The organism is Rhizobium lusitanum (assembly GCF_014189535.1).
Taxonomy (GTDB): Bacteria; Pseudomonadota; Alphaproteobacteria; order Rhizobiales; family Rhizobiaceae; genus Rhizobium; species Rhizobium lusitanum_C.
In genome coordinates, this window is sequence record NZ_CP050307.1 from 77912 (window position 1) to 102560 (window position 24649).

22 protein-coding genes and 1 pseudogene are annotated in these 24649 nt (G+C 59.7%); 11 read left to right on the plus strand and 12 right to left on the minus strand.

Annotated features, from left to right (window positions below; translation table 11 throughout):
- The first annotated feature begins 166 nt into the window (after positions 1 to 166).
- The 3 genes from HB780_RS03360 (at position 167) to HB780_RS03370 (ending at position 3822) form a co-directional block, all read left to right on the plus strand.
- Positions 167 to 1162 carry an aldo/keto reductase gene (locus HB780_RS03360; RefSeq protein ID WP_183688653.1) on the plus strand — a complete coding sequence of 332 codons (996 nt, stop codon included), beginning with the start codon at positions 167 to 169 and terminating at the stop codon, positions 1160 to 1162.
- Positions 1163 to 1299: 137 nt separating this feature from the next.
- A complete protein-coding gene (locus HB780_RS03365; protein ID WP_183688655.1) occupies positions 1300 to 2574 on the plus strand; it encodes a multidrug effflux MFS transporter in 1275 nt (424 codons plus the stop codon).
- A 159-nt stretch (positions 2575 to 2733) separates the two neighbouring features.
- Entirely contained in the window at positions 2734 to 3822 is a 1089-nt protein-coding gene (locus tag HB780_RS03370) for a hypothetical protein (RefSeq protein WP_183688656.1), read from the plus strand.
- 295 nt (positions 3823 to 4117) lie between these two features.
- Here HB780_RS03370 and HB780_RS03375 read toward each other — a convergent pair whose 3' ends face one another.
- Entirely contained in the window at positions 4118 to 4507 is a 390-nt protein-coding gene (locus tag HB780_RS03375; protein ID WP_183688657.1) for a (R)-mandelonitrile lyase, read from the minus strand.
- Positions 4508 to 4639: 132 nt separating this feature from the next.
- On the opposite strand from HB780_RS03375, the gene HB780_RS03380 reads away from it, so the two are divergent.
- Complete coding sequence (locus HB780_RS03380; protein WP_183688658.1) at positions 4640 to 5545, plus strand: LysR family transcriptional regulator; 906 nt, start codon at positions 4640 to 4642, stop codon at positions 5543 to 5545.
- 22 nt (positions 5546 to 5567) lie between these two features.
- Here the strand turns inward: HB780_RS03380 and HB780_RS03385 are convergent, their stop codons facing one another.
- A complete protein-coding gene (locus HB780_RS03385) occupies positions 5568 to 6353 on the minus strand; it encodes a carboxymuconolactone decarboxylase family protein (RefSeq protein ID WP_183688660.1) in 786 nt (261 codons plus the stop codon).
- A gap of 342 nt (positions 6354 to 6695) precedes the next feature.
- Here HB780_RS03385 and HB780_RS03390 point away from each other — a divergent pair, with 342 nt between their 5' ends.
- The 3 genes from HB780_RS03390 (at position 6696) to HB780_RS03400 (ending at position 11289) form a co-directional block, all read left to right on the plus strand.
- Positions 6696 to 7895 carry an MFS transporter gene (locus tag HB780_RS03390; RefSeq protein WP_183688662.1) on the plus strand — a complete coding sequence of 400 codons (1200 nt, stop codon included), beginning with the start codon at positions 6696 to 6698 and terminating at the stop codon, positions 7893 to 7895.
- Positions 7896 to 8232: 337 nt separating this feature from the next.
- Positions 8233 to 10116, plus strand: coding sequence for an MFS transporter (locus HB780_RS03395; protein ID WP_183688665.1), 1884 nt, complete (start codon positions 8233 to 8235; stop codon positions 10114 to 10116).
- A 348-nt stretch (positions 10117 to 10464) separates the two neighbouring features.
- The gene (locus tag HB780_RS03400; protein ID WP_183688666.1) at positions 10465 to 11289 is read left to right on the plus strand and encodes a hypothetical protein; all 825 of its coding nucleotides are present in this window, start codon (positions 10465 to 10467) and stop codon (positions 11287 to 11289) included.
- A gap of 88 nt (positions 11290 to 11377) precedes the next feature.
- Here HB780_RS03400 and HB780_RS03405 read toward each other — a convergent pair whose 3' ends face one another.
- The 4 genes from HB780_RS03405 to HB780_RS03420 form a co-directional block, all read right to left on the minus strand.
- Positions 11378 to 11773, minus strand: a complete 396-nt coding sequence (locus HB780_RS03405) for a hypothetical protein (protein WP_183688667.1) — start codon at positions 11771 to 11773, stop codon at positions 11378 to 11380.
- Between the two features lie 377 nt (positions 11774 to 12150).
- Positions 12151 to 12645, minus strand: a complete 495-nt coding sequence (locus tag HB780_RS03410; RefSeq protein ID WP_183688668.1) for a GNAT family N-acetyltransferase — start codon at positions 12643 to 12645, stop codon at positions 12151 to 12153.
- A 29-nt stretch (positions 12646 to 12674) separates the two neighbouring features.
- Positions 12675 to 13907, minus strand: a complete 1233-nt coding sequence (gene pepT, locus HB780_RS03415; protein ID WP_183688669.1) for a peptidase T — start codon at positions 13905 to 13907, stop codon at positions 12675 to 12677.
- Between the two features lie 141 nt (positions 13908 to 14048).
- Positions 14049 to 14969 (minus strand): LysR family transcriptional regulator, encoded by a 921-nt coding sequence (locus HB780_RS03420; RefSeq protein ID WP_183688670.1) that lies wholly within the window; start codon positions 14967 to 14969, stop codon positions 14049 to 14051.
- A 106-nt stretch (positions 14970 to 15075) separates the two neighbouring features.
- Here HB780_RS03420 and HB780_RS03425 point away from each other — a divergent pair, with 106 nt between their 5' ends.
- Genes HB780_RS03425 through HB780_RS03440 form a run of 4 tightly spaced genes read left to right on the plus strand, consistent with a single transcriptional unit; the run spans position 15076 to position 18807 of the window.
- Complete coding sequence (locus HB780_RS03425) at positions 15076 to 16158, plus strand: 4-oxalomesaconate tautomerase (protein WP_183688671.1); 1083 nt, start codon at positions 15076 to 15078, stop codon at positions 16156 to 16158.
- A gap of 52 nt (positions 16159 to 16210) precedes the next feature.
- A complete protein-coding gene (locus HB780_RS03430) occupies positions 16211 to 17212 on the plus strand; it encodes an ABC transporter substrate-binding protein (protein WP_183688672.1) in 1002 nt (333 codons plus the stop codon).
- Between the two features lie 10 nt (positions 17213 to 17222).
- The gene (locus HB780_RS03435; RefSeq protein ID WP_286202960.1) at positions 17223 to 18044 is read left to right on the plus strand and encodes an ABC transporter ATP-binding protein; all 822 of its coding nucleotides are present in this window, start codon (positions 17223 to 17225) and stop codon (positions 18042 to 18044) included.
- Entirely contained in the window at positions 18031 to 18807 is a 777-nt protein-coding gene (locus tag HB780_RS03440; RefSeq protein ID WP_183688673.1) for an ABC transporter permease, read from the plus strand. The genes HB780_RS03435 and HB780_RS03440 overlap by 14 nt, the downstream gene beginning before the upstream one ends.
- A gap of 182 nt (positions 18808 to 18989) precedes the next feature.
- On the opposite strand, the gene derI is transcribed toward HB780_RS03440, so the two are convergent.
- The 6 genes and pseudogenes from derI to HB780_RS03470 form a co-directional block, all read right to left on the minus strand.
- Entirely contained in the window at positions 18990 to 19445 is a 456-nt protein-coding gene (derI, locus tag HB780_RS03445) for a D-erythrulose-4-phosphate isomerase (protein ID WP_183688674.1), read from the minus strand.
- Entirely contained in the window at positions 19442 to 20227 is a 786-nt protein-coding gene (locus HB780_RS03450) for a triose-phosphate isomerase (RefSeq protein ID WP_183688675.1), read from the minus strand. The genes derI and HB780_RS03450 overlap by 4 nt, the downstream gene beginning before the upstream one ends.
- A gap of 8 nt (positions 20228 to 20235) precedes the next feature.
- Positions 20236 to 21000, minus strand: coding sequence for a DeoR/GlpR family DNA-binding transcription regulator (locus tag HB780_RS03455; RefSeq protein WP_183688676.1), 765 nt, complete (start codon positions 20998 to 21000; stop codon positions 20236 to 20238).
- A gap of 115 nt (positions 21001 to 21115) precedes the next feature.
- Positions 21116 to 22054: a sugar-binding transcriptional regulator gene (locus HB780_RS03460; RefSeq protein WP_183688677.1), complete on the minus strand. Its 939-nt coding sequence runs from the start codon at positions 22052 to 22054 to the stop codon at positions 21116 to 21118.
- A 62-nt stretch (positions 22055 to 22116) separates the two neighbouring features.
- The gene (locus tag HB780_RS03465; RefSeq protein WP_183688678.1) at positions 22117 to 23049 is read right to left on the minus strand and encodes a sugar phosphate isomerase/epimerase family protein; all 933 of its coding nucleotides are present in this window, start codon (positions 23047 to 23049) and stop codon (positions 22117 to 22119) included.
- Positions 23050 to 23078: 29 nt separating this feature from the next.
- A pseudogene (locus HB780_RS03470) lies at positions 23079 to 24591 on the minus strand (glycerol-3-phosphate dehydrogenase).
- Positions 24592 to 24649: the final 58 nt, after the last annotated feature.

A 24649-nucleotide genomic window follows, 5' to 3' on the forward strand; every position in this document is an offset into this window, starting at 1 on the left:
CAATCCACCCTGTTGCCGTGCTTGTGAAGCTCTCAACAGGCATTCATGAATTATGGATATAGCCTCATGCCAATTCTGCCGTCTAATCGGTATGCATGGCGTGGCCTATTTTCTCCTCATCGCAATAACTGAGCGCTCACCATCGGTGGGCGCGAGAGGAAGAGCAATGAAGACGCGTATACTTGGCAAAAGCGGCCTGGAAGTTTCCGCCATCAGCTTTGGCTGCATGGGTTTGAACTTCGGCTATGGTCACGCACTGGGCACGCAGGAAGGCGTTACGCTGATCCGCCAGGCGGTTGAACGCGGTGTCACCTTCTTCGACACGGCAGAGATCTATGGTCCTTTCACCAATGAAGAGATGGTCGGAGAGGCGTTGGCGCCGGTCCGCGATCAGGTGGTGATCGCAACGAAATTCGGCTTCGCGATCGATCCCGAGACCCGGAAGTCGAGCGGCCTGGATAGCCGGCCGGAAAACATCCGCAAGGTGGCTGAAGCCTCGCTCAAGCGGCTGGGCGTTGAGGTCATCGATCTTCTCTACCAGCATCGCGTCGACCCCAACGTACCGATCGAGGATGTGGCCGGTGCCGTCAAGGACCTGATCGCCGAGGGCAAGGTCAAGCATTTCGGCCTGTCGGAACCCGGCGCGCAGACGGTTCGCCGCGCGCATGCCGTACAGCCGATCACGGCGTTGCAGAATGAGTATTCGCTCTGGACGCGCGGTCCGGAAACCAACGGTATCCTTGAGGCCTGCGAAGAGCTCGGCATCGGCCTGGTCGCCTACAGCCCACTCGGCAAGGGCTTCCTGACCGGTGCGATGGGCAAGGATACCAAGCTGAGCGAGAACGACTTCCGCAAGCTCCTGCCGCGCTTCACGCCGGAAGCAATGGAGAAGAACCAGGCCTTGATCGACCTGCTGAAGACCATCGCCGACGCGAAGAGCGCGACGACTGCGCAGATTGCCCTTGCCTGGCTCCTGGCGCAAAAACCTTGGATTGTGCCGATCCCCGGCACCACCAAGCTGCACCGGCTGGAAGAAAACCTCGCGGCCGCCGACATCGAACTGACGCCGGAGGATCTGGCGCGGATTCAGAGCGCGGCCGCCGAGATCGGGATCGAGGGTGAGCGCTATCCCGAGCATCTGCTGAAGACTGTCGGTCTCTGAGACGCCAGGAATTCCTATTGTGATCCGAGCCCGTGCGCCTGTCGCGCGGGCTCTATCCTTTTCAAGATTGGAGCTTGCCGTGTTTGAGAACATTAACGGCACTGGCTTCCGCTCGATCGTACAGGAACTGTAACCCGATGCCCAATCAGGCGAAAACCGCAGTCAAGCAAACGGCAGGAGCTGCTGGTACTCCCCTTGCAGATACTCCTGGGACGGGAAAGATCGTTGGGGCCGCAAGCCACGGATGGCGTGTCCTCGCGGTTCTGAGCGCGCTGATGGGCTTCGCGTCGATCTCGACGGATCTCTATCTCCCCGCCATGCCGACGATGGGCCGGGATCTCGGCGCCGATACGGGCGGGATAGAGCTGACGATCTCCGGCTTCCTCATCGGCTTCAGCCTCGGGCAGCTTCTCTGGGGTCCGGTCGGCGACCGTTACGGCCGGCGCCTGCCGGTGGCGATCGGGCTGGTGCTGTTCGTCATCGGTTCGGCTGGATGCGCCATGGCCGACAGCGCTTCGGCGATGATCGGGTGGCGTATTGTGCAGGCGGTCGGGGCCTGTGCCGGGGTCGTGCTGTCGCGCGCGATGGTGCGCGATCTTTACGAAGGCAGCCGTGCGGCGCAGATGCTGTCGACATTGATGACCGTAATGGCGATCGCGCCCTTGCTCGGGCCGGTCGTGGGTGGACAGATCCTCGCGCTTGCCGGATGGCGGGCGATCTTCTGGACGCTGGTGGGCGTCGGCCTGCTGACCCTTGCGGCGCTGTTCACCTTGCCCGAGACATTGCCGGTCGAGCGTCGAAACCTCCAGCCGCTCGGGCGCGCGATTATCGGATATGGCACGCTTCTGCGCAATCGCCGCCTGCTCGGCTATGCGGGTGCGGGCGGCTTTCTTTATGGCGGCATCTACGCTTACATTGCGGGCACGCCCTTCGCCTACATCACCTATCATCAAGTCCCGGCCGGGCTCTACGGGCTGCTGTTCGCCATCGGCATTGTTGGGATCATGATCGCCAATATCGTGAATTCGCGGCTGGTGTCCCGCTTCGGCGGCGATCGCCTGCTGATCCGCGGCACCGCCGCCACCGCACTTGCCGGCGTCGTGCTTGCCGTGGCGGCATGGACGGACTGGGGCGGACTTTGGGGCCTGGTCGTGCCGCTCTTCCTGTTCATCTCCGCAACCGGCTTCATCGTCGCCAACTCCATTGCCGGGGCACTCACGGATTTCCCCGAGCGTGCCGGCACCGCATCCGCCCTGGTCGGCGCGATCCACTACGGTAGCGGCATCTTCGGCTCGGCACTGGTCGGCACCTTTGCCGACGGTACGCCCTGGCCGATGGGCTGGGTGATCGCCCTTGCCGGGATCGGAAGCTTCGTTTGCGCACGGTCGCTCGCCTCAAGCCGGAAGGTTTGATCGGCATCAATTTGCGTGCTTTGGGCGTGATATCTGTGGTATTGTAACGATAGGGTAAGTCATTCACATGGCTCTCGAAATTGTAATAGGAGGCCTATTCGTCTCGATCAATGTATGGTAGTTTTTCACTACTTTACCGAGTGACGCCCGAGACGCCAGATGACGCCCGACCTTGAAGACCGTCCTGTGCCTAATGAACCTCAAATCAAAGCAGATACATGGTTCGGCATGGCCATTGCTGGTTTTGTTATTGCGATTGTCGCGTTCGTAAGTGCCGGCCTGTGGGTGTTTTCCACGGGTGAAGAGCTGAAAATGGTTCAGAAGGCGCAAGCATTTACGCCGTTCGGAGCGGCTCTGGTTGCGATTGTCACCTTCTTTACAATCGCTTGGCGTGGGGTCCTGAATACGACCCAGCTCGCGTATCAAGCTCAACAACTGGCACACCAAGCCGATCAATTGGCTCAGACCAAAAGGCAAAATGACAGCAAGGATGAGGAGAATCTCGCTAAACTGCTGATGGACGGCGCGAAACTCTTGGGAGATGAGAAGGAATCTCACGTCCTTGCGGGAGTTGCCGCTCTTCAAGCCGTGGTGACTTCTACTAGGGCGACATTCGCTCCGCATGCTATGGATATACTGGCCGACCTCATACAGGCCACTCACGCCGACTACGAGAAGCGCAAAGTCTTCAATGCCGCGAAACAAGCGCTTAACAACGGGGCTGCCAGGGGACAGCGAGCACAACGCTCGTTGAGCATCGATTTCAGTGGATTGAAAATTCCTAATGGAGTTGCAATCAACGGAGTGAGTTTTATTCACTATGTCGATGCGACCTTTTATGATGATCAATTCCAACTTTTCGCAGATATATCCGCCGTCCATTTCAAGGGATGCTTGTTCGAAGAGTGCTCGCTGCCTGCGGAAATGACCGTTTCGCGCGACTGCACTTTTGATAGTTGCAAAATTGCGAAATTTACCACGAGCATGGTCAAGAATAATACTTTTGACGACTGTGACTTCTCGGGCGCGATATATTCCGGATCATCTCCTTTTGGCAGCCGCCTCAAAGAAATAAATCAGAGGCATCCTCTGCATAAGCTTATCAGCGGCGGAAACTACTTTCGTCTAGGTGAACCTGTTAGGTCGAGACATTCCATTGATTGGTCTCTATTTCTCGATTGCTTCCGTGGTTTGGACATTGAAGATTCTGATGAAGAGGACACTGAGGCCGCCCTGGACGATACTTGAGAGTGCATACGTGACTTTCATCATCTAGCCTTCCCCGACTATGTAGCCCGATTTTCACGCCACCGGTCGCTTTAACGATGACCAGCGCTTGGTGTAGGGAAACGAGTCCTTGCTTGATATCCGCTGCATGCCGGTTCATTGCGCGAGTTTCGGCAAATCTCACGTAGGCGTCGGTCATAGCTACCGCGCCAGTCGCCATTAATGCAGCCGCCTTTTGAAGCGCGTCGGAATAGGAGATGAGAGAGCGTTTGCGTTTGTTTTGTGATCGGCTTCCGAGTCAGGCAGCCGTCAGCCGTCAGCCGCCATACTGTCCGTCGCTGACCTTCTCCATCCAGTCGACGACCTTGCCATCTCGCATTTCGGCGATGGCGACATGCGACATCGCACAATCGGGCGCGGCGCCATGCCAGTGCTTTTCGCCCGGCTCGAACCAGACGATATCGCCGGGGCGGATGTCCTCGATCGGCCCGCCTTCCCGCTGAACCCGGCCAAGGCCGGACACCACCAGCAGCGTCTGGCCAAGCGGATGCGTGTGCCAGGCGGTTCGCGCGCCCGGCTCGAAGGTGACGGTTCCCCCGCTCAGATTGCCGCTGCCGCTGAACGGCGCGTCAACGCGCACGGTCCCGGTGAAGTAGTCCTCGGGTCCCTTTCGCGAGGGCTGTGCGCCGCTGTGTTTGATCTGCATGTTCAGTCTCCTTGCAATAGGCGGCCGCGTCGATGGCAGCCGGCCTCCAAAAATCGCAAAGCTAATCTAGTCGTGGGACATTCTGACAATTAGCCACTATAAGTCGCATGTAGTCATATCTGGAGTTCATGAATGCGACGCGAGGAACTGGTCGATCTCAATGCCTTTCTGACCGTAGCCGAAGAGGGCAGCTTTACCCGTGCCGCCGCGAAGCTCGGCACCTCCCAATCCGCATTGAGCCATACCATCCGGCGGCTGGAAGCGCAGGTCGGTGTGCGCCTGTTGACCCGCACCACCCGAAGCCTTGCACCGACCGAAGCCGGCGAGCGGCTGCTTGCCACGTTGAAGCCGGCGCTCGACAGCATCGGCGCGGAACTCTCCTCGCTCGGTGAATTGCGCGAGAAGCCGGCCGGCACGATCCGCATCACCACCGCCGAACATGCAGCCAACACTGTTCTGTGGCCGGCGCTCGAGAAATTCCTGCCGGATTATCCGGATATCCATGTCGAACTGAGCATCGATTCCGGGCTCACCGACATCGTTACGGAGCGTTTCGACGCCGGCGTCCGGCTTGGCGAGGCGCTTGCCAAGGATATGATCGCGACGCGCATCAGCCCGGCTGTTCGCATGATCGTGGTCGGCTCGCCCGCCTATTTCGAACAGAGAAAAATCCCGCTCGTGCCGCAGGATCTGTCCGAACACAAATGCATCAATCAGCGTCTGCTCAGCGCGGGCAGCCTCTATGCTTGGGAATTGGAGAAGGACGGACGCGAGGTGCGGGTGCGTGTCGAGGGACAGCTCACCTTCAACAACACCAACATGATCGTCCGCGCCGCTATCGCCGGCTTCGGTCTGGCCTTTGTCATGGAAGATCATGTCAGAGAGCAACTTGCCGACGGCAGCCTGGTGTGCGTGCTGGAGGACTGGTGTCCGTCCTTTCCCGGCTATCATCTCTATTATCCGAGCCGGCGCCAGCCCTCGGCCGCCTTCGCATTGCTGGTGGACGCATTGCGCTATCGGGATCGAGGGCGGGCTTGATCTGGGCGGTCTTGTCTCCGGCTCAGCTTCCGCGCTCTTCGAACACTTTCCTGGCAACCGGTGCCGCCGACATCGCGTTCGGCCAGCCGGAGTAGAAGGCCAGATGCGTGATCACGCCGGAAATTTCCTGCTTCGTCAGGCCGTTGTTCATGCCGATATTGGTATGGCCCGGGAGTTGGGCGACGCGGCCGGTGGCGACCAGGGCGCTGATGGTGACGAGGCTGCGGTCGCGCGGCGCAAGCGCCGGGCGTAGCCACAGGTCCGTGAACAGGACGTCGGTCGTATATCCTGCCAGATCCTTGAAATCCGGCCCCAGCATCTGGTCGACCATCGCGACCCGTCGCGCCTCTGCCTCTTCGTTCAGGGGCAGGGTGGCATCCCGGGCCGGCGGAAGCTGGTCGGCGCCGATGCCGTGGTTCTGGAAGAGATGCCTTGCGACCTTGACCGCCGACTGCGCATTGGGCCAGCCGGTATAGAAAGCGAGATGGGTGATGGTCTCGGAGATCTCGGCCGGTTTCACGCCGTTCTTCAAGGCCATGTCCATATATTGCGGCAGTTCGCCCGACTGGCCGGTGGCGATCAGCGCGGCCACAGTGACGAGGCTCCGGTCGCGCAGGCTAAGGTCCGTGCGCTTCCACAGATCGGCGGCAAGCCGGTCCTTGGCGTAGTGTTCCAGGGCGGGAGAGACGGCCTTCATCTCCTCGATCGATGTCGTCGGCATGTCGAACCTTTTTGTTGATTGTTCTGACTGAGCGAGGGCCAGCGCGGGCAGGCCAATGAACGCGGCGGTGGCGATAAGATGCTTCATCGACAAGTCCTTTCGTTGCGTATCCGGATCTGCTGCTCAATCCATTTTACCGGGCAGTATAACGCGCGCCCGAGCCTGCGATTATATCGCCTGGACCGCATGGGCCTATGCGAGCGATTCATGAGTGGGCCTGCTGGTTCACTTCATCCGCGTACGTCTAAAGCCAATGTCGACAGGATATCGGCGGACATGGCATGCTCTAATTCCGTGTGAGGGCGCGCGTTGAGACAAAAAATCAGAGGGACATGTCGAAATCGGGTGGGGCCGAACGTCATTGGATCATAGCCGGTACGACAGTTATCACGTCGAGGGTTGATCTCGTGGACAGGGGAGTTGAAGCGGATGAGCATTTCCTATCGTTGGGTCATCGTGGGCGCCGGGGCGTTGATGACCTGTGTCGCACTTGGCGCGATGTTTTCGCTGGCGATTTTCCAGGCGCCGATCGCAGCCGCCACCAATTGGTCGCATACCGGCATCGCGAGCGCGATGACCCTCAATTTCCTGGTGATGGGCCTGGGCGGCTTCATGTGGGGGGCGGCAAGCGACCGTTTCGGGCCTCGCATCGTCGTTTTGATCGGAGCGGTGCTGCTGGGGCTGGCGCTTGTACTTGCGAGCCGGGCGACATCGCTCCTGCAATTCCAGTTGACCTACGGCATTCTCGTTGGGCTCGCCGCTAGCGCCTTCTTCGCGCCGATGATCGCGGCCACGACGGCGTGGTTCGATACAAATCGCAGCCTTGCCGTGTCGCTGGTCTCGGCCGGCATGGGTGTGGCGCCGATGACGATCTCTCCCCTCGCCCGTTGGCTGATCTCGGCCTATGACTGGCAGACGGCGATGATGCTGATCGGCATTCTCGCCTGGATATTGCTGGTTCCGGCAGCGCTTCTGGTGCGAAGCCCGCCGATGATGGTGGCGGACAATCCATCCGTTGCAGCCGCCGAGGGCCCAAGCGTGCCGCTCGGACAGATATTTCGCTCGCCGCAGTTTCTTGTTCTTGGCGGCACCTTCTTTGCCTGCTGCGCCGCGCATTCGGGGCCGATCTTTCATATGGTGAGCTACGCGACGATCTGCGGTGTTGCACCGATGGCGGCGGTCAGCATTTACAGCGTCGAGGGGTTGGCGGGGCTCGGCGGCCGGCTCCTCTATGGCACGCTCGCTGACCGGATCGGCGTCAAGCCGGTGCTGGTCGCAGGGTTATTGGTGCAGGCCGCTGCGCTCGCGGCCTATCTTCTCGTCAGCCAACTCGGCGAATTCTATGCGCTCGCCGTCATCTTCGGCAGCGCCTATGGCGGGGTCATGCCGCTCTATGCGGTGCTGGCCCGCGAATATTTCGGCCCGCGCGTCATCGGCACGGTTTTCGGCGCGGCGACGATGCTGTCGAGCATCGGCATGGCGTTTGGCCCGCTGGCCGGCGGCTGGATCTTCGATACGTTCGGGAATTATTCCTGGCTGTTCATCGGGTCGTCCATGGTCGGGCTTGGAGCGGTGGCGATCGCGCTCGCCTTCCCGCCGATGCAGCGCCTCAGGCTACAGTCGGCGTGATCGCGGCCCCAACGGCTGGAAAGCGTACGCGGAAGGTAGCCCTTCAGCCGCTGGCAGAGGGGCTTGAACCCGGTTCGGAGTAATCCCTTCGTCTTTTGGCACCTTACACACAATTTTAGACGGTCAAGGCAAGTTGCAGCCATTGCATTTTTCAATTTTTAGCCAACACTTCCCGTGCATCGGATGCATGACTTCTGGGGGAGGAAATCTAGGGGGCATCCATCGCGCAGGTTTCCCGCGCCGGAAGGGCCGGGAGACCCATGTGCAATGTGACTGTTGGGGGACATGAGGCGGGCATTGTCCGTCATGTCCCAGGTGCAACTGGGAGGAATTAGGAATGGTAGCCACGTCTGTGGATCAGACTTCTGGTCGAGCGATGACCAGGGAAGAGAAGAAGGTGATCTTTGCATCTTCGCTCGGAACTGTTTTCGAATGGTATGACTTCTATCTCTATGGTTCATTGGCCGTCTTCATCGGCGCGGCCTTTTTCAGTGAGTATCCGGAAGCGACCCGTAATATTTTCGCATTGCTCGCCTTCGCGGCAGGCTTTCTGGTTCGGCCATTCGGCGCGTTGGTCTTCGGACGGATCGGCGATCTCGTCGGCCGCAAATATACATTTCTCGTCACTATCCTGATCATGGGCTTGTCGACCTTCCTGGTCGGTATATTGCCCGGCTCGGCCAGCTGGGGTCTCGCCGCCCCGGTCATTCTGATTGCGCTACGCATGTTGCAGGGCTTGGCGCTCGGCGGCGAATATGGTGGCGCGGCGACCTATGTCGCCGAACATGCGCCCAACGACCGGCGCGGTTTTTACACATCCTGGATCCAGACGACGGCAACGCTCGGGCTGTTCCTGTCGCTCATCGTCATCCTGGTGGTGCAGAACTGGCTCGGCAAGGAAGCCTTTGCTGCGTGGGGATGGCGTATTCCCTTCATCCTGTCCTTCGTCCTGCTCGGTATTTCCGTCTGGATTCGGCTGTCCCTCAGTGAATCGCCGGCTTTCAAGAAGATGAAGGAAGAGGGCAAGGGCTCCAAGGCGCCGCTGTCGGAAGCCTTTGGACAATGGAAGAACGCCAAGATCGCGCTGCTTGCGCTTTTTGGTCTCACCGCAGGTCAGGCCGTTGTCTGGTATGCGGGCCAGTTCTATTCGCTGTTCTTCCTGCAGAATGTTCTGAAGGTCGACGGCCAGTCGGTCAACATCATGATCGCCATCGCGCTCCTGATCGGCAGCGGCTTCTTCGTGTTCTTCGGCTGGCTGTCCGACAAGATCGGCCGCAAGCCGATCATCATGGCCGGACTTGCCTTGGCGATCCTCACCTATTTCCCGCTGTTCAAGGCATTGACCTACGCGGCAAATCCGGCGCTTGCCCAGGCAGAGCAAACTATCCGCGCCACCGTCACGGCGGCACCGGGTGATTGCACCTTCCAGTTCAACCCGGTTGGCACGGCGAAGTTCAACAACTCCTGCGACATTGCCACCTCGTTCCTGTCCAAGAGTTCCGTGCCCTACGCGGTCGTCGATGGTCCTGCCGGCCAGCCGGCAACGGTCAAGGTTGGCGACACGATTGTGACCTCCTATGACGCAGTTGCCGCCGGGGCGACGGCTGCGGCAAAGAGCGCCGCCTTCACGCATGACCTGAACCTTGCCCTGCAGAAGGCCGGCTTCCCGCTGGCGCGCGACCCAGCCAAAATACCGGACGCCAAGCTGGATGGCTTCATCGCCGCAAACCCCGAGCTCAGCCTGAACGCGGCAACGGTCCGGGCTGGTGACAAGACGGTCACTCCGGTTGCCGATCTGATCAAGGCAAAGCTGCTCACGGCGGAACAGGCGGCGGGCGCAACCGACATGCCGGTTTATACGGTGCCGAACGGCGGTGCCTTCAAGATGGTCGCGGATCCCGCCGCGATCAACTGGCCGCTGACCATCGCCATTCTGACCATTCTCGTCATTTACGTGACCATGGTCTATGGCCCTATTGCCGCAATCCTGGTCGAGATGTTCCCGACCCGCATTCGCTATACCGGCATGTCCTTGCCCTATCATATCGGCAATGGCTGGTTTGGCGGCCTGCTTCCGGCAACGGTCTTTGCGATGAGTGCCGCCAAGGGCGATATCTACTATGGCCTTTGGTATCCGATCGCGATTGCGTCGATGACGCTGGTCATCGGCCTCATCTTCATCCGCGACACCAAGGGCGTCGATCTCGAAGCCATCAAGTAACGGCGCAAGAAAAGCCCGGCGCGAGCGATCGCGCCGGGCTTTTTTGTGTTTGGTATTGAAGAACCGCTCGCCGGAGAGCTGGTGCGGAAGCTGCTGGTTCGAGCCAAAATCCCGACAAAAAAGCATGGAGCGGCTGCATCCGCAGAAGGGCCAACCGCTACCGCCTCGTCACATTTTGAAATAACATTTCCCATAAATTTCATGGGTTGGAAACGTTCAGACACGATTGAGGACTAGCTATCGTTTAAATATCGAGATGCCGTTCAGAGCAGGAGCCACTGAAACGACACGGTTCACCCATAACCGGGGGCCGATTGATATCAATTTTGTCGCGGAGCCTAATCGTCAATGCCTTTTCCGTATTTCTGGCGGCAAAAACAGCTGAAGCATGTCGTCGTGACGACCTTTCATGAAAAGGGGTATCGCGACTATGGCAAGAAGTGCATCGAGACGTTTCTCAAATATTGGCCCAAGGACATCTCGCTTGTGGTCTATGCCGAGAATGTGCACGTCGAGGAGAAGGATGAGCGGCTCCAGGTTTTCGACCATAATGAGAGCCTGCCGCGCTTGCTTGAATTTCGGAAAGATTTCGCGGAAAATCCGCTGGCCAACGGCGTACGTCTATCTACGAATAGCCAGGAACGTGATTACCGGTGGGATGCCGTTCGTTTTTCCAACAAGGTCTTCGCCGTTACCGATGCCATCCGGCGCTACCGGGCGTCGGCGGATCAACTGATATGGCTCGATGCCGATACGCTCACGCACAGCGAAATTCCGCGCAGCCTCATCGATAGAATCGCCCCGAGGGGCAATCAGCTCGCCGCCTATCTGAACCGTAAAATATATCCGGAATGCGGATGGGTGGGATACAATCTACACCACCGCGAAATATTGACCTTCGTCGAGCGTTTCGAAAGCACCTATTCGTCCGGCTATTTCCTGGCGCTGAAAGAAAGCCACGACAGTTTCGTCTTCTGGAAGATCGTCCAGCAGATGGAGCAGGATAAAGAGGCAAGTTTCAAGTTTCTGGGCTCGAACCGGACCAAGTCCCATGTTTTCATAAACAGCGTTCTTGGAGGTTACATGGATCACCTCAAGGGTGACAGGAAAGCCGCCGGAAAAAGCCGCAAGAGCGATTTGTCATGGCGACGGCGCGAGGCGTGGTGGAGCTGATCGGGCTCGCGCCGAGTTATCATGCATCGCATGAGAATGTCTCGGGTAGGAAGATCCCTGCAACACGCTCCCGCTTCGGCGTCAATTGTCAGACATAGGCGGCCCGAGCGCCGAAATCCGTATTCTCGTCGAAATTCGTCGTGCCGATGCGATCGCTTTCGCCAGACAGCGGCGATTGCGCATTGCTCTGTGACGAACTGGAGCCGGAGGCCGTGCTCGCCTTCGCGGTTTGGCCGGCGGCACTCGACTGGCTGCTTGAGGATTTCTGCAGCTTAGCCAGTTTGGCCTCGAGGGCGGTCAGGTCCTTTTGAAGCGTGGCTGCTTCGTCCGGATCTTTCGTGCTGGCGAGTTCCGCTTTCTTTGCCGCGATTTCGACCTGTATTTTCGCGGCGTCGTCTGCGCTCGACGCGCTCGATGATGTTGATGCGGAGGACGATGTGCCAAACAGGGATGAGGCTGTGGAGGAGGATATTGCGGTAACCATTTTTGCCGTTGTCCATTGCTGTCGTGTGCGGATGTACAATTGTGGCAGCGGCTGGATTAAGCGGACGTAAATGGCCTTTTGTGCCGCACTCAAAGCTCGTGGTAGGATAGCCTCGGAATGACCCGGAAATACGGGCGCGTTTATTGTGATTTCCAGCGATAAAAGTCTATGAAATCATGATGATGAGGTTTCTGGCGGTGAAGCGCGCAATGTCCCCTTTGGAAGAGGCGTCCTGATCCTGGAAATGTCGCGACAAGAAATTCCTTGATAATACCTCTTTTCAGCAATGTTCGGACATGTCTGCGGCAGGCGCTGGGGCCTATTTGTACTTGGCCGATTGCTTGAGGCTCGCACCGCGACTGGGAAGGCGGGCTTGTCTAATGTCCGAATGCCGGCGCGAATTGTAGCGCTCCGTTCGGGATGGGCCCTCGAAGAACGAACCTTTGAACGTATTTCGTATCCAGGTCCTGATAGGTCAACCGCCCATCGCTTTCGAAGCCCGCGTGCCTGTAGACATCCGGATTACCGATGAGGGCGCATCCACTTGCGCCCATTCCGTCCAGGAGTTCCAGCCCCTCGGCAATAAGTGCCTTTCCGATGCCTTGGCGCTGTCTTTCGGGTGCGACCGATATCGGGCCGAGCCCGAACCAGCCATTGTCCACGCCATCGATCTTCACCCGCGAAAAGGCGACGTGCCCCAAAATCTTGCCGTCCTCCTCGGCGACCAGCGAGATCGTCAAGTCACCGGATGCGCGCAGCGCCCGAAGAATGTCCACCTCGGTATCGTCGCTGAAGGGCATCGGCTTGAACGCGGCCCATGTCAGATCATGGATCGCATCCACATCCCCAGGCGTTTCGTGTCGGATAAGCATCTGTGTCAATCCTTCGCAAAGCGATGCGCTCAGGCGCGCTCCGCCCAGATTTTCGTGAGTTCGACGATGGTCTTGACGGCCTTTTCCATGTCCTGCTGGCTGACCCATTCGAGCGGCGAGTGGAAGGCGTGGCCGCCCGCGAAGATATTGGCGCAGGGCAGGCCCATGAACGACAGCCGCGAGCCGTCGGTGCCGCCGCGAATGCTGCCGCGCACGGGCGTCATGCCGGCGCGCCGGACGGCCTCGATGGCGTAATCGACGATCTGCGGATGGCGGTCGAGGATGGTCTTCATGTTGCGGTATTGTTGTCTGACCTTGAAGGTGTAGGAGGAGCCGGGATAGCCGGTCATCACGTCCTTGACGATTGCCTCGAGCATGACTTCCTTGGTCTTGAGCCCCTCGTCGTTGAAGTCGCGGATGATGAAGCCGAGGGATGCCTTTTCCATCGAGCCGGTCACGCCGGTCGGATGAATGAAACCGTCCCGGCCCGCCGTGGTTTCCGGAGCCGTATCCTTGGGCAGGCGGTTGATGATGGCGCCGGCGATCTTGATGGCGTTTTCCATCTTGTCCTTGGCGAAACCGGGATGGATGGCCACACCCTGAATGGAAATCTCGACGCCATCGGCCGAGAAGGTCTCGTCTTCGACATGGCCAGCCGTTTCGCCATCCATGGTGTAGGCGAACTCGGCGCCCAGCTTTGCCAGATCCACCTTGTCGACCCCACGGCCGATCTCCTCGTCGGTCGTGAACAGGAGCTTGATGGTTCCGTGCTTGATGTCGGGATTGTCGAGGAGGAATTGCGCCGCCGTGACGATCTCCGCCAGCCCCGCCTTGTCGTCGGCACCGAGCAGCGTCGTGCCGTCGGAGGTGATGATGTCGTTGCCGATCTGGTCGGAGAGCACCGGATTGTCGCTGACACGGATGATTTGTTGCGGGTCGCCGGGAAGCTTGATGTCGCCGCCGCGATAGTTCCGTACGATCTGCGGCTTCACGTTCGTGCCCGTGAAATCGGGCGCCGTATCCATGTGCGAGCAGAAGCAGATGGTGGGGACCGGCTTGTCGATGTTCGATGGAATGGTCGCATAGACATAGCCGTGCTCGTCGAGATGCGCATCCGCAAGGCCGATCGCCAGCAAATCCTCCACCAGAACGCGGCCGAGGTTCTTCTGCTTCTCAGTGGAAGGCTGTGTCGATGAGGTGGGATCGGATTGGGTGTCGATAACGACATAACGAAGGAAGCGGTCGGTGACGATATCGGTCATGAATGCGGTCCAATATGTGGGCGTCGGTTATGGACAGCTATAGCCTCGGACGGCGTCACCGTGAATCTATTTTCGCTTTGAGGCTGCGTTTTGTCTGCGCGGCAGGGTGGTCAAATTCCAATGCGGGCGCCTATACTCGGCTCAGTTCGCCGTAGGTGGCTGCTCCGGCCGTTTCCAGGTTGTCAGAAGCATATCGATGAAGCGGTCGGCTGCGGGGGACAGGGTGGCACTCCTGCGTCTGACAATGCCGATCGTCCGAGTAACGACAGGATTGACGATCGGGCGGGTGACGAGAAACGGGTGATCTTCCTGGGGCGTGGCGAGCCTTGGAAGCACGGAAATTCCCAATCCCGCCTCGACCAATCCGAGCGAAGTATTCAAATGTGTGACCTCGTAGAACCAGCTTAGCTTCAGGTTTGCGCGGGCAAGTGCCGCATCGAGCAATGTGCGGTTGCCGCTGGAGCGATCGACCATGACGAGAGGATGGCCTTCGAGCTGATCCCATTGAATTTCGTCAAAGGCGGCGAGCGGATGGTCCTTGCGCATGGCCAGTACGAACGGATCGTCGATCAATGGCTCGAATGCCAGATCGGGATCGGAGTTGCCCATCAGGTTGATGCCGAATTCGACCTCTCCACGGGCGACGGCCTGGAGGCCCTCATTGGCGGTCAGATCCCGGATTCTGAGCCGTATATGAGGATAGTCGCGGCCAAAGGTCCGAATGACGGTCGGGAGAAAGTAGAAGGCGGCGGTCGGCACGCAGGCCATGGTTATCAACCCGCGCCGCTGCGACCCGCTGTCCTTGATGGCGAACAGCGAGCCGTCGAACTCCTCCAGCATGCGCCGGACGAGGGGGATCATTTCCTGGCCGAAGGCCGTCGGCGCAACATGCCGGGTGGTCCTGTCGAGCAGTGGTGCGCCGATCGATTGTTCCAGCTTCTGGATGCGGCGCGTCAAGGCCGGCTGTGAGATGTGCAAGGCTTCCGCGGCGCGATGAAAGCTTTCGAGCTCGACCACGGCCTGGAATGCACGAAGGTCCAAAATCTCGCAATTGATGCTCATAATGAAATAATCTCTCCGAAAATTGCATTTCACAAATAATCCGTTCTTGCACATATTGCAACAAGTCGGTGGATTGATCCACTTCATGCAACTTGGAAGGTTGATTATGAACGATTTGGTGCGGATTCCTTGCGTCTTGATGCGCGGCGGAACCTCGCGGGGGCCGTTCTTCCTGAGCGCGGACCTGCCGTCGGACGCCGCCAGACGCGATGCGGCCCTGCTGTCGATCATGGGGTCGGGTCATCCACTGCAAATCGATGGCATAGGGGGCGGAAATCCCGTCACCTCGAAGGTGGCGATCATCGGTCCGCCGAGCGTTGCGGGCGCCGATGTCGACTATCTGTTCGCTCAGGTCCGGACCGACCGGCAGATCGTCGATTATTCGCCGAACTGTGGAAACATGCTGGCGGCCGTCGGGCCCTTCTCGATCGAAGCTGGCTTGGTAAAAGCCCAGGAGACGGAAACGCTCGTACGTATCCATAATGTCAACACCGGCAAGGTGATCGAAGCGAAAGTGCCGACCCGCAACGGCGAGGTGACCTATCTCGGCGATGCCTCGATCGACGGCGTACCGGGGCTTGCCGCGCCGATCGCACTCACCTTTCTCGACGCCGCGGGCGCCAAGACTGGCAAGCTGCTTCCGAGCGGCAATGCTTCGGATGTCATCGACGGCCTCAGAGTGACGATCATCGATTGCGCCATACCCATGGTGCTGATGCGCGCTGGCGATCTCGGTGTAACCGGATATGAAGACGCCGCCACGCTGTCCGGAAATGTCGAGCTCATCGCGCGCATGTCGGCGATCCGCATTCAGGCCGGTGAGATCATGGGCATGGGCGATGTGTCCGACAAGGTCATTCCGAAGCCGGTCTTGATTGCGCCGCCGCAGAAGGGCGGCACGCTTGCGGTTCGTTATTTCATGCCGAACGACTGCCATCCGGCCCTTGCGACGACAGGTGCGGTCGGCATAGCAACTGCGGTTGTCACGCCGGGGACGATTGCCGCCGATCTTGTGGGCGGCGCATCTCTTCCGACGACCGTGCGGATTGAACATCCCGGCGGCCGTCTCGACGTCGAGCTGGAAACGCGCGGCGGCGCGACGACCGCCGGTCTCGTGCGAACCGCGCGTCGCCTTTTCGAGGGCTACGCGTTTGCCAAGCCCGCCGAGTTTGTCGAACACGCAGCTTAGACCATTAGCAATCGATCCGGTGAGGACCGGATATAGTCAGGGAGGAAATTCCATGCGCAATTATCTGCTCGCGGCAGCCGCCGTCATGGTGCTTGCCAGCGTCGCCCATGCCGAACCGGTTCGGATGAGCGTCGGCTCCTATAATCTCAACAACCTGCCGTTCCCCGTCGCCGAAAGCCTCGGCTTCTACAAGGAAGAGGGGCTGGAGGTGACCACGGAGAACTTCGCTCAGGGTGGCTCCAAGGTTCTGCAGGCCCTGGTCGCCGGCTCGACCGACGTTGCCGTCGGCTTTTACGATCACACGATCCAAATGCAGTCGCAGGGCAAGCATGTCGTTGGCTTCGTTCAGCTGGCCCGCAATTCCGGGCTGGTCCTAGTCGGGAAGAACGACACCGATTTCGATCCGGCCAAGCCGGCAACGATCAAGGGAAAGAGCATCGGCATCACGGCGCCAGGCTCATCGTCCGATTTCTTCATTCGTTATTATCTTCAGCAGCACGGTCTGACCGAAAACGACATTTCGATCGTCGGCGTCGGCTCCGGCGCGGCCGCGGTTGCGGCCTTGCAGCAGGGCAAGGTCGACCTTCTTGTCAACTACGATCCGGCCGCAACGATCGTCGTCGAGCGTGGCATTGGCAAGATCCTGATCGACGCTCGCAGCGAAGAGGGCGCCAAGGCCGTCTATGGCGGTATCTATCCGACCTCGGTTCTCTATGCCAACCAGGCCTATATCGAGGCCCATCCGGAAGTGATCCAGAAGGTCACCAACGCCACGGTGAAGGCGCTGCATTGGATGAAAAATCACACAGCAGCCGAAATCGTCGAGCAGCTTCCTGACGATTTCGTCTCCGGCGACAAGGCGACCTACATCAAGGCGGTCGAGAACGCCAAGGCGATCTTTTCCAGGGACGGCCTGTTCGTTGCGCAAGATACCGAGACGCCGCTCGCCGTTCTCAAGAGCTTCAACGAGAGCGTTCACAAGGCAACAATCGATCTCAATGCCACCTACACGAACAAGTTCGTAGAGGCCGCAGCCCAGCGCGCCGCCAACTAAGAGGCCTCCAATGTCAGCGACAGCAACGAAAATTCAAGCTGTACCCCAATCAAACCCGACACCCATGGTTTCCATCAGCGGCGTCACCATGGCGTTCGGATCATTCGTGGCCGTCGAAAACGTCAACCTGACGGTCGGCGACGGAGAATTCCTCTCCATCGTCGGACCGACGGGCTGTGGCAAGTCCACCATCCTCAACGCCATCGCAGGCCTTTTGAAGCCTTCGGCAGGCGAGGTCTCGATCGACGGCGCCGCCGTCAAGGGCGTACAGAACAACATCGGCTATCTCTTTCAACAGGACGCGCTCCTCCCTTGGAAGACGGCTTTTGAGAATGTCGAGCTTGGGCTGCGGTTTCGTGGCGTGTCCGCCGGCGAACGGCGCGAAAAGGTCATGGGATGGCTTGAAAAGGTCGGTCTCAAGGGCTTTGAAACCCGGTTTCCCCACCAACTTTCCGGTGGGCAGCGCAAACGCGTGCAGATGGCGCAGGCCTTGATCACCGAGCCCAAGGTTATCCTCATGGACGAGCCGTTTTCGGCGCTGGACATCCATACCCGTCATCTCATGCAGAATGAGCTTCTCAAGCTGTGGCAGGAAGACCGCCGCGCCGTGGTCATGATCACGCATGATCTCGAGGAGGCGATTGCGCTTGGCGACCGTGTTGTCGTTCTCGCCGCCGGTCCCAAGAGCCGCGTGATCGAGACCTTCGGCGTCGATCTCGAACGGCCGCGCGATGTCGCCGAAATCAAGCTCGACCCGAAATTCATGACCCTTTATCGCGACATCTGGGCGTCGCTGCGCGGCGAAGTGGAGAAAAGCTATGCAAGCCATTAACGTTCGTCTCATCCAGGTGGCGCTTCTGGCGATCATCCTCGGCGGCTGGCAGCTCGGGGTTTCCTCCGGGTTGATCGACCGCTTCTTCTTTCCGGCGCCGCTGGACATCGTCAAGCAGGTGGCGACCTGGGTCGCCGATCACGGCTTCTACAAACATGTCGGCATCACGCTCGGCGAGACCGTTCTTGGCTATCTTATTGGGACGGGCCTCGGTGTGGCGGCGGGCGTCTGGCTTGGCCTCAGCCCGTTCGTCGCGAAGGTCCTCGATCCTTTCATCAAGGCCGTGAACGCAATCCCGCGCGTCGTGCTCGCGCCCATCTTCGTTCTCTGGCTGGGGCTCGGCCTCTGGTCGAAGGTCGCACTGGCGGTCACTCTGGTCTTCTTCGTCACCTTCTTCAACGCGATGCAGGGCGTTCGCGAAGTCAACCCGGTCATCCTATCCAATACCCGCATCCTCGGCGCCAAGCGTTCCGACCTGCTTCGCCACGTCTATTTTCCGGCCGCGGCAACCTGGATCCTGTCGTCACTGCGCACCTCTGTCGGCTTTGCCGTCGTCGGCGCGATCATCGGCGAATATCTCGGCGCATCGGCAGGTCTCGGCTACCTCATCGCCCGCTCGGAAGGCAACTTCGATGCCGTCGGTGTTTTCGCAGGCATCATCATTCTCGCCGTCTTCGTTCTCGTCATCGACCTGATCCTCGATGTCGTCGAAAGGAAGCTCATCACCTGGCGTCCGAACGCCGGCGAAGAGCGTCCCGCCTGAGCTCACTCATTCCAGCTAAGTAACGAGGGCGACCTGCCGGTTGCCCTCGTTGTCCTATCAGAGGAAACCCTCCGCCGCAGGTGGAGGTTTATGGCTTTCAGCGAGTGGGACGAGCGGCCATATGCGTCCGCAGCTCGCCAATCTCGCGACGGGAGCAACCGCTTGCGGTTCGCTCTCAAACCTCAGCGCGCGTTATATTTTGCGTCGACTTCGTTGATGGCGTCCACATTGCCGGCCGAGCGGCCCCCGGAGTCGAAGGTCTGCCCAAGAAAGGCGTCGGCGATCGACTTGGCGAGTTCCGTGCCGATGACGCGGGCGCCCATGGTGATGATCTGGGCATTGTTCGACAGGGCGGCGCGCTCCGCCGAATAGGTGTCATGGGTGAGTGCTGCGCGAATGCCCGGCACCTTGTTGGCCGAGATGCTGACGCCGATGCCGGTGCCGCAGACGAGAATGGCCCTGTCATAGGTGCCGTCGATGACGCCAGAGGCGACGCGGTCGGCTAGATTTGCGTAGAATGCGTCCGGCCCGGCGTCCGTGCGCGAAACTTCGTACACGTCATAACGATCCTTCAGATGATCGGCGAGGACCTTTGCCAGGCCTTCGCCTGCGCTGTCTCCTGCGATGGCAAGTTTCATTTCGTGTCTCCTCTAAGTTTGGCGGCGCATTTGGCGAGGATGTCGAGATAACCTTCGACGTTCCAGGCCGAACGGCCGATGAAAAGCCCGTCAATATGCGGGCATGAGATGAGTTCTTCGCAATTGTCCGGATTGACCGATCCGCCGTAGAGGCAGGGGATCCGGCGGCCAAGTATGCTTTCGGCGACTGCAATGATCTCGGCCTGGCGTGCATCGGCATAGGAGGGCTCGGCGGGAATTCCGTTTTCGCCGATGGCCCAGACGGGTTCGTAGGCAAGCAGGATTTGCGCTTGTTTCTGCGAGCCCGAGAGCTTGGAGAGGGCGCCTGCGACCTGCTCGCCCAGGATTTCGGTGGCGCGGCCGCTTTCCCGGTCGCTCAGGGTCTCGCCGATACAGATGAGCGGGATGAGGCCGTGGCGAACGGCCGCCTCGGTCTTCAGGCCGACGGTCTCATTGGTCTCGCCGAAATGTTCGCGGCGCTCGGAGTGGCCAAGCTCGACGATATCGAGATTGCAATCCCTCAGCATCGGTGGCGAAATTTCGCCCGTCCATGCCCCCTGATCGGCCCAGTGCATATTCTGCGCACCGACCTTGACGGATGTCTCCGACAGGATCGCCTTGACCTCGCGAACGGCGGTGAAAGGCGGAATGATGAAGCGCTGGATCGCAGGGTCACGCAGGGTATCCGCGTCTCGCAATGCCTCGGCGAAGCTGCGGGATTCCGCCAGCGTCTTGTTCATTTTCCAGCTGGTGCCAATCCAGTAGCGCGGTGATGCTGTCATTTCAGATCCTAGGTCGAGGCAATGGTCAGGGTGATGCCGTCACGGCTCAATTGTTCGAGAATGGCGGCTTCGGGGGCGCGATCGGTGATGACGGCGTCGAAATCGGCAAGGTCGGCCATCACATGCAGGGCGGTGTGGCCGATGCGCTGGTGGCTGACCAGCAGGCAGCTCTTGGCGGCAGAGGCAATCATCGCCCGTTTCGTTCGCACGATGTTGTCGTCCATATGGTAGACGAGCCTGCCCGAAACAGCCGGCGTTGAAACGAAGGCGATATCGGCGCGCAGGCGAGACAGCGCCTCTTCCGTCACCACGCCCAGAAAGGCATTGAACTTGGCGGAATAGATGCCGCCAAGTGCGATGAGGGTGATGCCGCTTTCGCTTTTCAGCCGATCGATGATCGCGGCATTGTTGGTGATCAGCGTCAGCGGCTGCCTCTGGAGCAGCATTTCCCCAAGAACGGCCGCCATCGAGCCGTCATTGACCATAACCGTCATGCCGGGCTCGACCAGCTCGAGGGCGGCGCGCGCCATGGCGAGTTTTTCCTCATGCCCCTGTCGCTCGCGGAAGCGGAAGTCGCTTTCGAATTGGGTGCCTGCATCAATCGTCGCACCGCCGCGAACCTTGCGCAGGACGCCAGCCTGTTCGAGATCGTCCAGATCACGGTGAATGGTCATCTTGGACACGGTGAAGCGTTCGGCCAGATCGTCGAGGTCGACGGTCTTGTGCTCGACGAGCAGGTTGATGATCGATTGTTGACGTTCTTCCCGTTTCACCTTGCGCTCCGGTCTTGGCCAGGATTGAACGCATTAAACATAACATTTAAATCACATAATTCAACATCAAGATTGTTATGTTGAGATGAATTTATGTTTCTTGATTGCGGTGAGTTCAGCTCTTCAGCAGCGCTTGTGCCGTCCGCTCGTCGGTGATCAACCCATAAAGACAGTGGCTGTTGAGAACCGCGCGGATAGCCTCCACCTTCGGCAGTCCGCCGGACAGGGCGACGAGCTTTTCCTTCTTCGATCGCGGCAATGAGGCGGAGAGGGTTCTGGCCGACAGCATCGTTTCCAGGATGCGTCCGTCGGCATCGAAGAAATGCCCGAGGATTTCGCCGGCTCCACCCATGGCGGCGATCTCCTTGATCTCGCGCGGTTCCACCATGCCGGACAGGACGAGCTGCGCGTCGATATCGACCGTGCCGAGACCGACGAGCTTGAGTTCGGCATTGTTGGCGAGGTCGAAGACTTCCTTCACGCCGCGTTGCGCCAGCAGTACGTCGCGGTCTTCCCTTGTGTTGGCGAAGAACGGCACCGGCATCACATAGGCCTGCGTGCCCGTCTTTTCGGCGATGCGGTGCATGACGTCATAGGGATTGGCCGCATAGTTTCGCGTCAGCCCGCCGAGCAGGGAGACGAAGCGTACCCCCTTGGCATTGACGCGGGACATGTGATGGACGGCGGAAGACAGCGTTCGACCGTGGCCAAGGCCGATGATCTTGTGCTTGCCGCTCTCGACTTCCCGCCGCAAGAAGCTGGCGCCGGCCTGTCCCAGGGCGCGAAAGTCGAAACCCTCTTCGCCGAGATCGGGCGCGACCTCGCAATATTGCAGGCCGAACCTTGCTGCGAGCTTCGTCTCGAGCTCGACGCATTCGACGATATCGCCATCGATCGTGACCTTGACGACGCCATCCGCAACCGCCCTTGCGATCAGCCGATGCGCCTTGACCGAGGGCACGCCCAGGCGCTTGGCGACCTCGGACTGCGTGAAGCCGCCGGCATAGTGTAGCCAGGCTGCGCGCACCGCAAGCGACTCATCCGCGTCTGTCATCACTCGTCCCTTTTCCATTCGGTCATGCATTTACCGCAAGACAGCTTGATCGGCGCTTGCAGCTAGATATGCAAGTCGTCAACGCCGGTATCGATGTGCGGCGCCCAAAAGGCGATGCTTTCGGCAATCTGCGAGACGACCTGGCGGTCATTGGGCTCGCGCTCCTTGAACGACAGTTCGAGGCAGATTTCATTGTCCTGAGCCCCGCCCTCGGCAAAGGCTGCAAGCAGGGGAGCAGGCTGGATGCGGCCCTTGGCGTTGAACTCCGCCGTGAACGGTCGGTGGCCGCCCTTGTCCATCAGGCTCTGCTTGATGTGAATGATCGGGGAGATCTTCGGAACCGCGCGCGCCCAGGCGTAAGGATCAAAGTCATCGGGATTGGCTGAGGTAACGTCGCCATGATCGATATCCGCCATCATCCACATTGGCACCGCGAGATTGGCCGCCGTCAGGCGGGATTGCAGCTTGAGGCAGGCGTCGATGGTCTCGCCGAATTCCCGCCCGATGCTCATCGGCTCCCAGAAGACATAGGAAAGACCCGCCGATTTCGCATGCTCGGCCACATCAGCCCAGCAATCGATGGCAATCTTGATCAGGTCTTCGCGCCGGGCCGGATCGTCATAATCCTTGAAGGTGAAGATGGCGAATTGCGTACCGACCGAATGCCCGCCGAGATCGGCGGTGATGTCGGCAAAGGTCTTGAACCAGTCGACATAATAGCGTCGGACGTCGGCATCTGGATGGCCGAAATGGTTCAGGCGGCCGTAAGGCCCGGTCATGCCGGATGTCACGCGAACGCCGGTGCGCTGAAGCGCTGCCTGCATCGTCCGGGTGAGGCGACGGATGACGGGCGCCTGCCAGCTCGGATTGATGAATTCATGCGTCAGCTGGAGATCGCGGATTTTCAGGTCACGCGCCACGGTTTCGATCAGGTCGTCGGGGTCGGCGAAGCGGTTCACCAGCGGATTGGTGTTAAGGGAAAGCGTCAACGGCATAGAGGTCTGCTCCTTGAAGGGCGGATGGTTCAGGCGGCGATCGCCAATTCGCTCTCGAACCAGGCCGAGAAATTCACTTTTTCCTGTGCCGTCATATGCAGGCCTTCCTTGGTGCGCCGCATGAGAACGTCATCCGCCGACTGCGCCCATTCGGAAGCGGCGAGATAGCGGGCCTCAGCCTCATAAAGATTGCCGCCGAAGTGACGCCCGAGGTCGGCAAGCGATGTGGCGTCGCCAACGACCAGCTTGGTTCGCGCGCCGTAAAGGTGCCCGTAATGGTTCACGAGCTGGCGCGGCATCCATGGATAGGCGCTGCGCAGACTGTCGGAAAAAGCGATGTAATCGGCATTCGGAATATCGCCGCCCGGCAGAGCTGCTGCGCGCGTCCAGTCACCGCCCATCTTCGGAAAGAACTTGGCGAGCTTCTGCACGGCATGTTCGGAGAGCTTGCGGAACGTAGTGATCTTGCCGCCAAAAACGTTGAGGAGGGGGGGCGCCGGCGGTCTCGTCGAGATCGAAGACATAGTCGCGGGTGACGGCTGAGGGATTGCCCTGGCCGTCATCGAATAGCGGGCGAACGCCCGAGAAGCTTTCGATCACGTCAGAACGGCGCAGCTTCTCCTTGAAATAGCGGTTGACGGCGGAAATCAGATAGTCGATCTCCTGCTCGTCGGCTTTCACCTCCTCCGGCTTGCCGTCATAGGGAATGTCGGTCGTGCCGATCAAGGCCATGTCGCCCTCATAGGGATTGATGAAGATGACGCGCTTGTCGTGGTTCTGGACTAGGTAGGCCTGCTGCCCACTCCAGAATTTCGGAACGATGATGTGGCTGCCCTTGACGAGCCTGACATTGCGGCGGCTGTTGGAACCGGCGACGCGGCCGATGATATCGTTGACCCAGGGACCGGCTGCATTGACCAGCACCCGCGCCCGCACGGTGCGCAGCTCGCCGGACCGCTGGTCCCGCATCTGGACGACCCAACAGCCTTCGTCACGGCGTGCGCTGACGCAGGCCGTGCGCGTCAGGATCTGCGCGCCCTTGCTGGCGGCGTCGAGCGCGTTCAGCAGGACAAGCCGGGCATCGTCGACCCAGCAGTCCGAATATTCGAAGCCCTTGGTGTACTGGTCAAGGATGGGTGCACCTTCCGGATCGCGTCGAAGGTCGAGTGTGCGCGTGCCGGGCAGTCGCTTGCGGCCGCCGAGATGATCGTAGAGGAAAAGGCCGAGGCGGACGAGCCAGGCCGGGCGGTCCGTCGGGCTGTGCGGCAGCACGAAGCGCATCGGCCAGATGATGTGGCTTGCGGAATTCAGCAGCACTTCGCGCTCGATCAGCGCTTCGCGCACCAGGCGGAATTCGTAATATTCGAGATAGCGCAGGCCGCCATGTACCAGTTTCCCGGAGCGGGACGAGGTTCCCTCGGCCAGATCGCCTTTTTCGCACAGCATGACGGAAAGACCCCGACCCGCGGCATCGCGCGCGATTCCGGCGCCATTGATGCCGCCGCCGATCACGAAGAGATCCAAGATTTCGGATTCAGTCATTTCATGCTCCTTGGGATGCTTCCTGCATCGTCACATCTTTTTGCTTTAACGGGTGCGC

Coding starts and splice junctions, on each gene's coding strand:
- HB780_RS03460 (WP_183688677.1), bottom strand. CDS start 22,054: ATGACAGACGCGGATGAGTCGCTTGCGGTGCGCGCAGCCTGGCTACAC.
- HB780_RS03380 (WP_183688658.1), top strand. CDS start 4,640: ATGCGACGCGAGGAACTGGTCGATCTCAATGCCTTTCTGACCGTAGCC.
- HB780_RS03430 (WP_183688672.1), top strand. CDS start 16,211: ATGCGCAATTATCTGCTCGCGGCAGCCGCCGTCATGGTGCTTGCCAGC.
- HB780_RS03425 (WP_183688671.1), top strand. CDS start 15,076: ATGAACGATTTGGTGCGGATTCCTTGCGTCTTGATGCGCGGCGGAACC.
- HB780_RS03390 (WP_183688662.1), top strand. CDS start 6,696: ATGAGCATTTCCTATCGTTGGGTCATCGTGGGCGCCGGGGCGTTGATG.
- HB780_RS03465 (WP_183688678.1), bottom strand. CDS start 23,049: ATGCCGTTGACGCTTTCCCTTAACACCAATCCGCTGGTGAACCGCTTC.
- HB780_RS03440 (WP_183688673.1), top strand. CDS start 18,031: ATGCAAGCCATTAACGTTCGTCTCATCCAGGTGGCGCTTCTGGCGATC.
- HB780_RS03360 (WP_183688653.1), top strand. CDS start 167: ATGAAGACGCGTATACTTGGCAAAAGCGGCCTGGAAGTTTCCGCCATC.
- pepT (WP_183688669.1), bottom strand. CDS start 13,907: ATGACCGATATCGTCACCGACCGCTTCCTTCGTTATGTCGTTATCGAC.
- derI (WP_183688674.1), bottom strand. CDS start 19,445: ATGAAACTTGCCATCGCAGGAGACAGCGCAGGCGAAGGCCTGGCAAAG.
- HB780_RS03420 (WP_183688670.1), bottom strand. CDS start 14,969: ATGAGCATCAATTGCGAGATTTTGGACCTTCGTGCATTCCAGGCCGTG.
- HB780_RS03385 (WP_183688660.1), bottom strand. CDS start 6,353: ATGAAGCATCTTATCGCCACCGCCGCGTTCATTGGCCTGCCCGCGCTG.
- HB780_RS03375 (WP_183688657.1), bottom strand. CDS start 4,507: ATGCAGATCAAACACAGCGGCGCACAGCCCTCGCGAAAGGGACCCGAG.
- HB780_RS03400 (WP_183688666.1), top strand. CDS start 10,465: ATGCCTTTTCCGTATTTCTGGCGGCAAAAACAGCTGAAGCATGTCGTC.
- HB780_RS03410 (WP_183688668.1), bottom strand. CDS start 12,645: ATGCTTATCCGACACGAAACGCCTGGGGATGTGGATGCGATCCATGAT.
- HB780_RS03365 (WP_183688655.1), top strand. CDS start 1,300: ATGCCCAATCAGGCGAAAACCGCAGTCAAGCAAACGGCAGGAGCTGCT.
- HB780_RS03435 (WP_286202960.1), top strand. CDS start 17,223: ATGTCAGCGACAGCAACGAAAATTCAAGCTGTACCCCAATCAAACCCG.
- HB780_RS03450 (WP_183688675.1), bottom strand. CDS start 20,227: ATGACAGCATCACCGCGCTACTGGATTGGCACCAGCTGGAAAATGAAC.
- HB780_RS03405 (WP_183688667.1), bottom strand. CDS start 11,773: ATGGTTACCGCAATATCCTCCTCCACAGCCTCATCCCTGTTTGGCACA.
- HB780_RS03395 (WP_183688665.1), top strand. CDS start 8,233: ATGGTAGCCACGTCTGTGGATCAGACTTCTGGTCGAGCGATGACCAGG.
- HB780_RS03370 (WP_183688656.1), top strand. CDS start 2,734: ATGACGCCCGACCTTGAAGACCGTCCTGTGCCTAATGAACCTCAAATC.